Origin of the sequence: Microbacterium sp. SS28 (assembly GCF_022761035.1) — a bacterium.
Classification (GTDB): domain Bacteria; phylum Actinomycetota; class Actinomycetes; order Actinomycetales; family Microbacteriaceae; genus Microbacterium.
The window spans coordinates 628381-640286 of record NZ_JAKWJP010000002.1; the positions used below are offsets into that span (position 1 = coordinate 628381).

Genomic DNA, 11906 nt, shown 5'->3' on the forward strand with positions numbered 1-11906 from the left:
CGTCAGCGCAGCAGCATCGCGCGCCCGGGCTCCCGCAGGACCGCGCCGACGTCAGTGAGCAGGCGCGCGCCCTGCGCGCCGTCCACGAGGCGGTGGTCGAACGAGAGGGCGAGCGTCGTGACGTCGCGCAGCGCGATCTCGCCGCGGTGCTCCCACGGCTGGCGCCGGACGGCGCCCAGCGCGAGGATGCCGGCTTCCCCGGGATTGAGGATCGGCGTGCCGGCGTCCACTCCGAAGACGCCGACGTTCGTGATCGAGAACGTGCCGCCCATCATGTCGGCGGGCTGCGTCTTGCCCGAGCGCGCCGTCTCGGCGAGGGCGCCGATCGCGTCAGCGAGCTCGACGAGCGACATCGTCTCGGCGTCGCGGATGTTGGGGACGACGAGCCCGCGCTGGGTCGCCGCCGCGATGCCGAGGTTGACGTAGCCGAATTCGACGATCTCGCCGTGCTCCTCGTCCCACCGCGAGTTGAGCTCGGGCGTGCGGGCGAGCCCGAGGCACACAGCCTTCGCTACGACCGCGAGCATCCCGATGCGGTGCCCCTCGAGCGCACGGTCCGCCTTGAGCGACGCGATGAGCTCGGTCGTGGCGGTGACGTCGACCGTCAGGAACGTCGTGACGTGCGGTGCCGTGAAGGCGCTGCGCACCATCGCCTCGGCGGTGTGCTTGCGGACGCCGCGGATCGGGATGCGGCGCTCCCGCTCGACGCGACCGCCGACGAGGGCGGCCGGCGACGACGGGGCAGGCTCGGCGACGGGCTCGGCGGCCGCGGGCGCCGAGGCGCCGATGCGATCCGCGTAGGCCTCGACGTCGGCGCGCGTGACGAGTCCCGTCGCGCCCGTCGGTTCGACGAGTGCGAGGTCGACGCCGAGGTCCTTCGCGAGCTTGCGCACGGGCGGGGTCGAGCGCGGCCGCTCGAGCGGCGCCTCGACGGTGTCAGGCGCGTGCAGCACGTCGTGGGGGGCAGCTTCCAGCACTGCCGTGTCGGCGACGGCGGAGGAGACGGATGCCGCGACGGTCCGCGCGCGCCGCGTCGGGCGTCCCGCTGACTGCGGGGCGGCCCCATAGCCGACGAGATTGGGGGTCGCCGCGGGCGCTGGAATATCGGGTCCCGCGGCGGCCCCCACCGATGCCGCGTCGGCTGCGCTCCCGGACTGCGGAGCACGCGCGGCATCCTCCCCCAGGACGTCGAAGACGATCAGCACCGACCCCACCGCGACGACATCGCCCGCGGCGGCGTGCAGCTTCGAGACGACCCCGGCGTACGGAGAGGGCAGTTCGACGACGGCCTTCGCCGTCTCGACCTCGGCGATCGTCTGGTTGAGCGTGACGGTGTCGCCCTCGGCGACGAGCCACTGGACGAGCTCGGCCTCGGGGAGGCCCTCGCCGAGGTCGGGAAGGCGGAACTCGGTGATCAAAGCTCCACCCCCGACATGCTGTTCGGTCGGTCGAGCACCCGGTCGACGCCGTCGAGGATCCGATCGAGATCCGGCAGGTGGTGCTTCTCGAGCTTGGCCGGCGGATACGGGATGTCGTGGCCCGTGACGCGCACGGGCGCGGACTCGAGGTAGTGGAAGCACTTCTCGGTGACGCTCGCGATGAGCTCGGCGCCGACGCCCGCCTCGCGTGCCGCCTCGTGGGTCACGACGACGCGTCCCGTCTTGCGGACCGAGGCCGTGACCGTGCGGTAGTCCACGGGCGAGATGGAGCGCAGGTCGATGACCTCGATCGAGATGCCGTCGTCCTCGGCGGCGGTCGCGGCATCCATCGCCGTCTGCACCTGCGCGCCGTAGGTGAGAAGGGTCACGTCGCTGCCTTCGCGGGCGATGCGGGCGAGCCCCATCGGCGGGGCGTCCGCGAGGTCCGCACCGAGGTCGACCTCGCCCTTCGTGTGGTACAGGCGCTTGGGCTCGAAGTACACGACGGGGTCGTCACTCGCGATCGCCTGTCGCAGCATGATGTAGGCGTCCTGCGGGTTCGAGACCGCGACGACGCGCAGGCCCGACGTGTGCACGAAGTAGGCCTCGGGCGACTCGGAGTGGTGCTCGGCGGCTCCCACTCCCCCCGCCCACGGGATGCGGATCGTGAGGGGCATCTTGACGTTGCCGCGCGTGCGGTAGTGCAGCTTCGCGACCTGGCACACGATCTGGTCGAACGCGGGGTAGACGAAGCCGTCGAACTGGATCTCGACGACGGGCCGGTAGCCGCGGAAGGCGAGGCCCACGGCGGTGCCCATGATGCCGGACTCGGCGAGCGGCGTGTCGACGACGCGCTGCGCGCCGAACTCGTCGAGCAGACCGTCCGTCACGCGGAAGACGCCGCCGAGCTTGCCGATGTCCTCCCCCATGACGAGCACCTTGGGGTCGTCGGCCATGGCGCGGCGAAGCCCCTCGTTGATGGACTTGGCCATCGTGAGCTGCGTCATCGCCCGACCTCCGCGTCGCTCGGCGCGAAGCCGGAGAGGTAGGCGGCGAAGTGCTCGCGCTGCTCGGCGAGGCCCGTGTGCGGCTCTTCGTAGACGTGGTCGAAGATGCCGATCGGCTCGCGCGAGACGGCGCCGAGGGCCGCGGCGCGCACAGCGGCGCCGAGGCGGTCGGCGTCGGCCGCGACATCCGCCTGGAAGTCCTCGCCGAACTCGTTCTGCGAGCGCAGGAGCGCCTCGACGCGCGCGATCGGGTCGCGGCGGCGCCAGCGCTCGACCTCGTCCTTGGCGCGATAGCGGGTCGGGTCGTCCGACGTCGTGTGCGGGCCCATGCGGTAGGTGACGGCCTCGATGAAGGCGGGGCCCTTGCCGCTGCGCGCGTGCGCGATCGCCCAGCGCATCGCCGCAAGGCTCGCGAGGACGTCGTTTCCGTCGATGCGCAGGCTCGGGATGCCGAATCCCGGCGCGCGGCCCGCGATCGGGAACCTCGCCTGGACCGTGACGGGCTCGGAGATGGCCCACTGGTTGTTCGTGCACACGAACACGACGGGAGCGCGGAACGAGGAGGCGAACACCATGGCCTCGTTGACGTCGCCCTGGCTCGATGCGCCGTCGCCGAAGTACGCGGCCGCGACCTGATCCGTGCCGTCGCGCTGGATGCCCATCGCGTAGCCGACGGCGTGCAGGCTCTGCGCGCCGATGATGATCTGCGGCGTCGCGGTGCCGATGTCGTACGGGTTGTAGGTCGAGTGCTCCTCGCCGCGCCATGCGATGACGAAGTCGGCGGGCTTCGCGCCGCGGACGTGCTGCACGCCGATCTCGCGGTAGCTCGGGAAGGCGAAGTCGTCGCGGCGGAGCGCGCGGGCGGTGCCGACCTGCACCGCCTCCTGCCCCTGGCACGGAGCCCACAGGCCCAGCTGGCCCTGGCGCTGCAGGGCGATACCCTCGGAGTCGATCCTCCGCACGAGCATCATGTCGCGGTAGAGCCCGCGCAGCGCCTCGGCGTCGATGTCGGCGACCCAGCGGTCGAGCTCCGGATCGGGGATGCGGTCGCCGTCCTCTGTGACGAGGCGCGCGACGTCGTCGACGTCGGTCGCGTGATCCGTGTGCGGTGTGAGGGTGTGCATCTTCGTCATCCCTTCGTGAGGCGATCCGCCCTCGTGAGGCGGTCGTCTTCCGAGCGCCGGCAACGTCGCCGACAATGCCGAGATTACGTCGATCTTGCACCTCGCTCAAGCATCACTGAGATCTCTGAGCATGTTGCGTAGTTAGGTGCACCTGTGCCGTGCTAATCTTTCGCACTATGAGCACCCTCGATCGAGTCGACCTGGAGCTTCTGTCGGCGCTGTCAGATGACCCCCGGGCCACGGTCGTCGCCCTCTCCGACAAGCTCGGCCTCTCGCGCAACACCGTCCAGGCGCGCATGGGCCGCCTCGAGCGGGCAGGCGTCTTCCTGTCCTACGAGCGCGCGATCTCGTCGGCCGCGCTGGGCTTCCCGATCGAGGCGTTCGTCAACGTCATCGTGCGCCAGGCGGATCTGCCGCGCATCGGCCACGAACTCGCGCACATCCCCGAGATCGTGCAGGTGCACGGCCTGAGCGGGCAGGTCGATCTGCTCGTCCGGGTCGCCTGCCGCGACACGCAGCACCTCTTCGACACGGACGCCCGCATCCTCGCGATCGAGGGGGTCGAGCGCACCGAGACGTCGCTCGTGATGGGCGAGGTGATCGGCTACCGCGTCGCGCCGCTCATGGAACTGGCACAGCAGGAGTCGTGAGCGCGTCCTCGCGACGGTCGGCGTCGAGGCGCACGAGCACGACGCCCGCGAGGATGAGCGCGCCGCCGAGGAACTGCACCGGCGCGGGCACCTCGCCGAGGAAGAGCCACGCGAAGCCGAGGGCGAAGAGCACCTCGGACAGCCCGACGAACGAGGCGACGCGCGCACCGATCCGCGGCACCGCCATGACGCCGAAGGCATAGCCGACTGTCGTCGCGACCGCCGACACCCACAGGATGGGAAGGATGCCGGGCACCGTCGAACCCGCGAGCACGACTTCGACGTCCGGGGCTGCGAAGGGCAGGATGCCGGTCACGCACAGGACCGCCATGAGGGCAGCGCCCACGAGGAGTCCCCCGGAGGCGAGCGCGAGGGGCGGCAGATCGTCGCCCGTCCGCTCGGAGATGAGGAAGTACGCCGCGACGCACACGGCGGCGCCGAGCGCGAGGATCGTGCCGATGAGGTCGAAGGACGCGCCCGAGATGTCGACGACGAGCACGAGACCCGCCATCGCGACGACCGAGCCGATCGCGACGAGTCGCGACGGGGCCTTCTTGGTGCGCACCCATGCGAGGCCCACGAGCAGGACGGGGGCGAGGTACTGGATGAGCAGCGCGACCGCCACCGGCATCCGCTGCATCGCCGAGAAGAAGAGCAGCTGGCACCCCGCGACGGGCACGAGTCCGAAGGCCAGGAGCATGCGCCAGTGCCGGCGGATGAACGACCGCTCGCGGCGGATCGCGAGGACGAGCGCGGGCGCGAGGATGAGCCCCGAGATGCCCATGCGCAGCAGGAGCGCCGCGCCCAGCGACCACCCCGCCTCGAGCAGCGGCTTGACGAAGGGGCCGCTCGAGGAGAACGCGAGGGCGGATGCGACAGCCATGACGAGACCGCCTGTGCTGACGCGCCGAGGCGAGAGGTCGAGGCGTGTCGCGGTCGCCGTCATGCCATCCGCCTGTCAGGAGTGTCGATCATTACACTGGTGACAGTAGTCGGAAGCGACGTCAGGAGTCAACATGGTGTTCATCCGTGACACGAGTCGATCCCTCGTGGCGGTCGTCGACCTCGTCAACACCCTCCCCGGGCACGACGATCCCGACCGCTTCGTGACGCTCGAAGACTTCGACCGCTACCTCGTCGCGAACCCCTACACGGGCCGGATCAGCCGCACCGAGGCGGAGCTCGAGGCGATCCGCGACATCCGCGCACGCGTCCGCCGGCTGTGGGATGTCGGCCGCGACGAGGCGGTCCCGATCGTCAACGAGATGCTGCGCGACGGCGGCGCGCTCCCCCAGCTGCTGAGGCACGACGAGTACGACTGGCACATCCACGCGACCTCGGACGACGCCCCGCTCGCGGTGCGCATCCTCGTCGAGGCGGCGATGGCGTTCGTCGACATCATCCGGTCCGACGAGTACGACCGCGTGCGCGTGTGCTCGGCCGACGACTGCGACGCCGTCTACATCGACTACTCGCGCAACGGGTCCAAGCGCTACTGCGACACCGGCAACTGCGGCAATCGCATGAACGTCAACGCGTATCGCGCGCGGAAAGCCCGAGAAAGCGCCTGATCGCCTCCGCCGCGGGCAGCGGCGTCTCGTAGTGGATGAGATGCCCGACATCTGGGATCTCCACGAGCTCAGCCGAGGGGAAGAGCTTCGCCAGCCGCCGCTCCGCCTCGATGGGCGTGATGTCGTCCTTCTGCGCCGCGACGAGGAGCGTGGGCTGCGCGATGCGCGGGGCGAACTCGCTGACGTCGTGCGACACCGACGTCACGAACGCGTCCCGCAGCACGTCGCGGTCGGCGAAGCGCGAGAAGTACGTGTCGTGCTGATCGTGGATGAACCGGCGCAGATCGCGGTCGCGCGTCTTGGCCATCGAGACGCTCATGACGCGGACGATCGCCGGACTGCGCAGCAGCGCGTCGCCGATCCGCTCGGGCAGGCGGGATCCCGCCCAGTAGTAGAAGACGGCGAGACGGGTCAGGATGCCGCGCGGACCCTCGAGCGCCGGGGCGCCGATCGGGTTGACCAGCACGAGCCGCGGCGTCGCGAAGCCCTCGGCGACGGCTGCTGCCGCAACGATCGAGCCGAACGAGTGGCCCAGGATGACGGCGCCCGGCGCGACAGCGCCCGCGAAGGCGGTGAGCCAGTCGGCGTAGGCGGCGAGGTCGTGGCGACGGCCCGGGAGAGGCGGCGTCTCGCCGAACCCCGGGAGATCCGGTGAGATGATCCGGATGTCGGGCAGGTGCGCCACGATCGGCTCGAGTCCGTGGTGCTCGCCGCGGAAGCCGTGCACCGCGACGACGGTGGTCGCGGCATCCTCCGGTCCGTACGTCCAGTACGCCGTCGTGCCGCCGAGCACCTCGACGTCGCTTCGGACGACGGGGATCTCCGCGAGGAGCGTCGAGTAGGGGCTGGAGACGGGCACCCCCCGAGTCTACGGAGCCCGCCTGAGCCCCCGCCGTCCGCGACAGCGCGCCTCGCACGGGATGTCGGAGCCGGCGCATACCGTGAACGGCATGGAGCGCCTCGCCCTCTTCGATGCCCCCGAGTGGAGCCGACTGGTCGGCGTCTTCGACCTCGAGACGACGGGCGTCGACGTCACGTCCGACCGCATCGTGACGGCGCACGTCGGGGTCCTGGATGCCGCGGGCCAGGTCATGAGCGCGCGCGACTGGCTCGCCGATCCCGGCGTCGAGATCCCCGAGGGTGCGACGGCCGTGCACGGCGTCACAACGCAGCAGGCGCGCACGCAGGGCCGGCCGGCGGCCGTCGTCGTGGCGGAGGTCGTCGACGCGGTCCGCGGCATCCTGGATGCCGGCATCCCGGTCGTCGCGTACAACGCCGCGTACGACTTCTCGCTGCTCAAGTACGAGGCGCTGCGGCACGGCGTCACCCCGATCGCGGATCCGGCGCCCGTCGTGGATCCGCTCGTCATGGACAAGCGCTACGACAGGTACCGGCGGGGCAAGCGAACGCTCTCCGTCGTCGCGGAGCACTACGCCGTCCGCCTCGACGGCGCGCACGAGGCGTCGGCGGACGCCGTCGCGGCGGGCCGTGTCGCGCAGGCCCTCGCCCAGCGCTACGCCGCGTGGCTGCCGCCCACGGCTGAAGAGCTGCACACGAGCCAGATCGGCTGGGCGCGCGCGCAGGCGGCGAGTCTCACGGAGTACTTCATCAGCATCGGACGGATCGACCCCGGCGAGACGCTCGACGGCAGCTGGCCGATCCGCTGAGGCGGCCGCAGCGTCATGGAACGAGGAAAGCCCCGACGATGTCGGGGCTTTCCTGGAAGAGCTGGGCTTACTTGGCGCCGCCGAAGCCCTTGAAGCGCTGGTTGAACTTCTCGACGCGACCGGCCGAGTCCATGATGCGCTGCTTGCCCGTGTAGAACGGGTGCGAGGCGGACGAGATCTCGACGTCGATGACGGGATACTCGACACCGTCGAGCTCGATCGTCTTGTCGCTCGTGACCGTGGAGCGCGTGAGGAAGGTGTCACCCGAGCCGAGGTCGCGGAACACGATGGCCTTGTACACGGGGTGGATGTCAGTCTGCATGAGAAGTCCTTTGAGGAGTGATGCCCTGGATTTTGCCAGCGCGGTCAAAGTCTGCGGTGCGAGCGCACCAAAGATAGATTCTAACAGCCCTGAGGGGATGCTGCAGAACCGGCCGTCCGCAGGGCTCAGGCGCTCGTGGCGCGTGCCGCGTGCCGGCCGTCCTCGGAGGTCAGCGTGATCGGCAGCCCGAAGGTCGCCGTGAGATTCTCGGCAGTGAGCGTCTCGTCGATGGGGCCGGCCGCGACGATGCCGCCGTCGCGCAGCAGCAGCACGTGCGTGAAGCCGACCGGGATCTCTTCGACATGGTGGGTCACCATGATCATCGCGGGCGTCGTGGGGGCCTGCGCGTAGCCGCCGAGGAGCTGCAGCAGCTCTTCGCGCGCACCGAGGTCGAGGCTCGCGGTGGGCTCGTCCAGGAGGAGAAGCTCGGGATCGGTCATTACGGCGCGCGCGATCTGTACGCGCTTCTGCTCGCCGTCCGAGAGCGTGCCGAACGTGCGATCGGCGAGGTGGTCGAGCTTCCACTCGGCGAGCACGCGCAGCGCGCGGCGCTCGTCGATGTCCTCGTAGTCCTCGTTCCAGCGCCCGAGGACCGAGAACGCCGCCGTGAGCACGACGTTGATGACGGTCTCCTCCGGCGGCACGCGCTTGGCCATCGCGGACGACGCGAAGCCGATGCGCGGGCGCAGCTCGAAGACGTCGGTGCGGCCGAGCCGCTCGCCCAGGATGCTGACGGTCCCCGAGGTCGGGTGGATCAGCGTGTCGGCCAGCTGCAGGACTGTCGTCTTGCCTGCCCCGTTGGGCCCGAGGATCACCCAGCGCTCGTCGTCCTCGACCGACCAGTTCAGCCGATCGACGATGTCACGGGCGTTTCGGCGGACGACGACGTCGGAGAACTGGAGGACTTGCGCCATGCCGCCAGCCTATCGGGCCGCGCGAGCGACCTCCGCGTACAGCTCCTCGGTCGTCTGCGCGATCGAGCCCCAGCTGAAGTCGTCGGCGGCGCGCTGCCTGCCCGCTCTTCCGTAGGCGGCGGCGCGCTCGCGGTCGGAGACGACCTCGGTCAGGACGCGGGCGAGATCGTCGACGAATCCATCCGGATCGATCGGGGTCCCGGTGCCGTCCTGCACCTGCTCGATGGGGACGAGGCGGCCCGTCACGCCGTCCACGACGACCTCCGGGATGCCGCCCGTAGCGGTGCCGACGACGGCGGCTCCGCACGCCATGGCCTCGAGGTTCACGATGCCGAGCGGCTCGTAGACCGACGGGCAGACGAACGTCGTCGCGGCGCTCAGGATCGTGCACAGCTCGTGACGCGACAGGAGGCGGTCGAGCCACACGACGCCCTCGCGGGTCGTCTGGAGCCCGCGGACGAGCTCCTCCACCTCGGCGAGGATCTGCGGAGTGTCGGGCGCGCCCGCGCACAGCACGAGCTGGACGTCGGGCGGCAGCTGCTCGGCCGCGCGCAACAGGTACGGCAGGCCCTTCTGACGCGTGATGCGCCCGACGAACACGATCGACGGCTTGGATGCGTCGATGCCGAGCTCCGCGAGCAGCGGAGCGTCTTCGACGGGATGCCACGCCTCGACGTCGATGCCGTTGTAGATGACGCGCACCTTGCCGGGATCCAGCGACGGATAGCTGCGCAGGATGTCGGCCTTCATGCCCTCGCTGACCGCGACGATCGCGGCAGCGCCCTCGTACGCCGTCTTCTCGATGTAGCTCGACACGGCGTACCCGCCGCCGAGCTGCTCGGCCTTCCACGGCCGCAGCGGCTCGAGGCTGTGCGCCGTAACGATGTGCGGGATCCCGTGCAGGAGCGAGGCGAGATGCCCCGCGAAGTTCGCGTACCAGGTGTGGCTGTGGACGACGTCGGCGCCCGCGACATCCGTCACGATCTCGAGGTCGGTTCCGAGGGTCTGGAGGGCCGCGTTCGCCGAGGCGAGCTCGCTCGGCACGCCGTACGCCGTCGTGTCGGGCTCGTCGCGCGGTGCGCCGAACGCGCGCACCTGCACCTCGATCGAGGCGCGCAGCGCCTTGACGAGCTCGGTCGCGTGAACACCCGCGCCACCGTAGATCTCGGGCGGGTACTCCTTCGTGATGATGTCGACGCGCATGCCACGAAACCTAGTACACGAGACACCCCGGGCACACCTGCTACCCCGGTTCCGCCGAGCCCCCTAGTGTGGGTGCCATGCCAGCAGCGCCGAAGGTGTTCGGAATCATCCTTGCCGGTGGCGAGGGAAAGCGATTGATGCCCCTGACGGCGGATCGGGCCAAGCCCGCCGTGCCGTTCGGCGGGCAGTATCGGCTCATCGACTTCGCCATCTCCAACCTCATCAATTCAGGGCTGAGACAGATTGTCGTCCTGACGCAGTACAAGTCGCACAGCCTCGACCGCCACATCTCGCAGACGTGGCGCATGTCGGCGCTGCTCGACTCGTATGTGACGTCGGTGCCGGCGCAGCAGCGACTCGGCAAGCGCTGGTTCTCGGGTTCGGCCGACGCGATCCTGCAGAGCCTCAACCTCATCAACGACGAGAAGCCCGACATCGTCGTGGTGATCGGCGCCGACCACGTCTACCGCATGGACTTCCGTCAGATGCTCGCGGCGCACATCGAGTCCGGCGCGCAGGCGACGGTCGCCGGCATCCGTCAGCCGATCTCACTCGCGAACCAGTTCGGCGTCATCGACGTCTCGGCGGACGACCCCGCGCGCATCAACGAGTTCCTCGAGAAGCCGCAGAACCCCACGGGGCTCGCGGACTCGCCCGGCGAGGTGCTGGCGTCGATGGGCAACTACATCTTCGACGCGCAGGCGCTCATCGACGCGGTCGAGGCCGACGGCGAGCTGCCGACCTCGAACCACGACATGGGCGGCGACATCGTCCCCTACTTCGTGGGCCGCGGCGAGTCGGGCGTGTATGACATGAAGCGCAACGACGTGCCGGGCTCGACCGATCGCGACCGCGACTACTGGCGCGACGTCGGCACGATCGAGTCGTTCTTCGACGCCCACCAGGACCTCATCTCGACGCTCCCGATCTTCAACCTCTACAACATGGAGTGGCCGATCCACTCGCAGACCGTCAACTCGCCGCCCGCCAAGTTCGTGCGCGACGGCGTGGGCCGCATGGGCAACGCGATCGACTCGATCGTCTCGCTCGGATCGGTGCTCTCGGGCACGCATCTCGAGCGCAGCGTCGTCGGGCCGTGGACGCTCTCGGGCGGCGGCGCGACGATCACCGACTCGGTGCTGTTCGACCACGTGCGGGTCGGCGCGGGCGCCCGCGTGCACCGTGCGATCCTCGACAAGAACGTCGTCCTCGCTGACGGCGCGACCGTCGGGGTCGACCGCGAGCGCGACCTCCAGCGGGGGTTCACCGTCACAGACACGGGCATCACCGTCGTCGGGAAGGGCGCGGTCATCGACCGCTGAGCCGCACACGGCGGCGGTCGTCATCGGCCGTCGCCATGCGCCGCTACGGTGGAAGGCGTGTCCGCGCCATCCGCTCGCTTCCTCGTCGTGCTCGACGCCGACTCGACCCTCATCCGCAACGAGGTCATCGAGCTCATCGCCGACGAGGTGGGCCGCGGCGCCGAAGTCGCTGCGGCGACCGAGGCCGCGATGCGCGGCGAGGTCGACTTCGCGACGAGCCTGCGCTCGCGCGTGCGCGCACTCGCGGGCGTGCCGGTGGCAGCCTTCGCGCACGTCCTGGCGCGGATCGAGCCGACTCCCGGCGTGCGCGAACTGACCTCCGCCGTGCACGAGCGCGGTGGGCTCGTGGGCGTCGTCTCGGGCGGATTCCACGAGATCCTCGACACGATCGCGCCGCAGCTCGGCGCCGATGTGTGGCGGGCGAACCGCCTCGCGGTGTCGGGCGGCGTGCTCTCGGGCGAGGTCGACGGCGGAATCGTCGACGCCGAGGTCAAGGCTCAGACCCTGAGCGGCTGGGCGCACGACGCAGGGGTCGCACTGGGCCGCACGATCGCGATCGGCGACGGCGCGAACGACCTGCGCATGATGGAGGTCGCGGGGCTCGGCGTCGCTTTCAACGCCAAGCCCGCCGTGCGCGCCAAGGCCGACCTCGTGGTCGGCCCCGTCGACCTGCGAGAGGTCATCGCGCTCCTCCCCTGACCGACGTCC

At 70.3% G+C, this 11906-nt stretch carries 13 protein-coding genes; 5 read left to right on the forward strand and 8 right to left on the reverse strand.

The annotated features are described in order from the left end of the window. Nucleotides 1-2: 2 nt before the first annotated feature. Genes MJ607_RS08285 through pdhA form a run of 3 tightly spaced genes read right to left on the reverse strand, consistent with a single transcriptional unit; the run spans nucleotide 3 to nucleotide 3558 of the window. Nucleotides 3-1418: a dihydrolipoamide acetyltransferase family protein gene (locus MJ607_RS08285; RefSeq protein ID WP_243075085.1), complete on the reverse strand. Its 1416-nt coding sequence runs from the start codon at nucleotides 1416-1418 to the stop codon at nucleotides 3-5. Then, nucleotides 1415-2425, reverse strand: coding sequence for an alpha-ketoacid dehydrogenase subunit beta (locus MJ607_RS08290; RefSeq protein WP_243075086.1), 1011 nt, complete (start codon nucleotides 2423-2425; stop codon nucleotides 1415-1417). The genes MJ607_RS08285 and MJ607_RS08290 overlap by 4 nt, the downstream gene beginning before the upstream one ends. Continuing rightward, on the reverse strand, nucleotides 2422-3558 hold the full coding sequence (pdhA, locus tag MJ607_RS08295) for a pyruvate dehydrogenase (acetyl-transferring) E1 component subunit alpha (protein WP_243075087.1): 1137 nt from the start codon (nucleotides 3556-3558) through the stop codon (nucleotides 2422-2424). Before pdhA ends, MJ607_RS08290 begins: the two co-directional genes overlap by 4 nt. 167 nt (nucleotides 3559-3725) lie before the next feature. Between pdhA and MJ607_RS08300 the strand changes: the two genes are divergently transcribed. Continuing rightward, the gene (locus MJ607_RS08300) at nucleotides 3726-4199 is read left to right on the forward strand and encodes an Lrp/AsnC family transcriptional regulator (protein ID WP_243075088.1); all 474 of its coding nucleotides are present in this window, start codon (nucleotides 3726-3728) and stop codon (nucleotides 4197-4199) included. Here MJ607_RS08300 and MJ607_RS08305 read toward each other — a convergent pair. Then, complete coding sequence (locus MJ607_RS08305) at nucleotides 4171-5145, reverse strand: DMT family transporter (protein WP_243075089.1); 975 nt, start codon at nucleotides 5143-5145, stop codon at nucleotides 4171-4173. The genes MJ607_RS08300 and MJ607_RS08305 overlap by 29 nt on opposite strands. A 70-nt stretch (nucleotides 5146-5215) precedes the next feature. Here MJ607_RS08305 and MJ607_RS08310 point away from each other — a divergent pair, with 70 nt between their 5' ends. Then, entirely contained in the window at nucleotides 5216-5770 is a 555-nt protein-coding gene (locus tag MJ607_RS08310) for a CGNR zinc finger domain-containing protein (RefSeq protein ID WP_243075090.1), read from the forward strand. On the opposite strand, the gene MJ607_RS08315 is transcribed toward MJ607_RS08310, so the two are convergent. Then, nucleotides 5730-6629: an alpha/beta fold hydrolase gene (locus tag MJ607_RS08315; RefSeq protein WP_243075091.1), complete on the reverse strand. Its 900-nt coding sequence runs from the start codon at nucleotides 6627-6629 to the stop codon at nucleotides 5730-5732. The two genes, MJ607_RS08310 and MJ607_RS08315, sit on opposite strands and share 41 nt — an antisense overlap. Nucleotides 6630-6720: 91 nt before the next feature. Here MJ607_RS08315 and MJ607_RS08320 point away from each other — a divergent pair, with 91 nt between their 5' ends. Beyond that, nucleotides 6721-7437 carry an exonuclease domain-containing protein gene (locus MJ607_RS08320; RefSeq protein WP_243075092.1) on the forward strand — a complete coding sequence of 239 codons (717 nt, stop codon included), beginning with the start codon at nucleotides 6721-6723 and terminating at the stop codon, nucleotides 7435-7437. A gap of 67 nt (nucleotides 7438-7504) precedes the next feature. Here MJ607_RS08320 and MJ607_RS08325 read toward each other — a convergent pair whose 3' ends face one another. The 3 genes from MJ607_RS08325 to glgA all read right to left on the reverse strand — a co-directional run bounded on the left by MJ607_RS08325 (nucleotide 7505) and on the right by glgA (nucleotide 9876). Beyond that, a complete protein-coding gene (locus MJ607_RS08325; RefSeq protein ID WP_243075093.1) occupies nucleotides 7505-7759 on the reverse strand; it encodes a type B 50S ribosomal protein L31 in 255 nt (84 codons plus the stop codon). A 125-nt stretch (nucleotides 7760-7884) separates the two neighbouring features. After that, a complete protein-coding gene (locus tag MJ607_RS08330) occupies nucleotides 7885-8673 on the reverse strand; it encodes an ABC transporter ATP-binding protein (RefSeq protein ID WP_243075094.1) in 789 nt (262 codons plus the stop codon). A 9-nt stretch (nucleotides 8674-8682) separates the two neighbouring features. Continuing rightward, on the reverse strand, nucleotides 8683-9876 hold the full coding sequence (glgA, locus tag MJ607_RS08335; RefSeq protein ID WP_243075095.1) for a glycogen synthase: 1194 nt from the start codon (nucleotides 9874-9876) through the stop codon (nucleotides 8683-8685). 77 nt (nucleotides 9877-9953) lie between these two features. Here glgA and MJ607_RS08340 point away from each other — a divergent pair, with 77 nt between their 5' ends. Together MJ607_RS08340 and serB are read left to right on the forward strand one after the other, a co-directional pair. Then, nucleotides 9954-11198 carry a glucose-1-phosphate adenylyltransferase gene (locus MJ607_RS08340; RefSeq protein ID WP_243075096.1) on the forward strand — a complete coding sequence of 415 codons (1245 nt, stop codon included), beginning with the start codon at nucleotides 9954-9956 and terminating at the stop codon, nucleotides 11196-11198. A 57-nt stretch (nucleotides 11199-11255) separates the two neighbouring features. Then, nucleotides 11256-11897 carry a phosphoserine phosphatase SerB gene (gene serB / locus MJ607_RS08345; RefSeq protein ID WP_243075097.1) on the forward strand — a complete coding sequence of 214 codons (642 nt, stop codon included), beginning with the start codon at nucleotides 11256-11258 and terminating at the stop codon, nucleotides 11895-11897. The last annotated feature ends 9 nt before the right edge of the window (nucleotides 11898-11906 follow it).

Bases quoted from the DNA above. Each gene is read 5' to 3' on its own strand.
- MJ607_RS08320 (WP_243075092.1), top strand. From the start codon at position 6,721: ATGGAGCGCCTCGCCCTCTTCGATGCCCCCGAGTGGAGCCGACTGGTC.
- MJ607_RS08290 (WP_243075086.1), bottom strand. From the start codon at position 2,425: ATGACGCAGCTCACGATGGCCAAGTCCATCAACGAGGGGCTTCGCCGC.
- glgA (WP_243075095.1), bottom strand. From the start codon at position 9,876: ATGCGCGTCGACATCATCACGAAGGAGTACCCGCCCGAGATCTACGGT.
- pdhA (WP_243075087.1), bottom strand. From the start codon at position 3,558: ATGACGAAGATGCACACCCTCACACCGCACACGGATCACGCGACCGAC.
- MJ607_RS08330 (WP_243075094.1), bottom strand. From the start codon at position 8,673: ATGGCGCAAGTCCTCCAGTTCTCCGACGTCGTCGTCCGCCGAAACGCC.
- MJ607_RS08325 (WP_243075093.1), bottom strand. From the start codon at position 7,759: ATGCAGACTGACATCCACCCCGTGTACAAGGCCATCGTGTTCCGCGAC.
- MJ607_RS08340 (WP_243075096.1), top strand. From the start codon at position 9,954: ATGCCAGCAGCGCCGAAGGTGTTCGGAATCATCCTTGCCGGTGGCGAG.
- MJ607_RS08305 (WP_243075089.1), bottom strand. From the start codon at position 5,145: ATGACGGCGACCGCGACACGCCTCGACCTCTCGCCTCGGCGCGTCAGC.
- MJ607_RS08300 (WP_243075088.1), top strand. From the start codon at position 3,726: ATGAGCACCCTCGATCGAGTCGACCTGGAGCTTCTGTCGGCGCTGTCA.
- MJ607_RS08310 (WP_243075090.1), top strand. From the start codon at position 5,216: ATGGTGTTCATCCGTGACACGAGTCGATCCCTCGTGGCGGTCGTCGAC.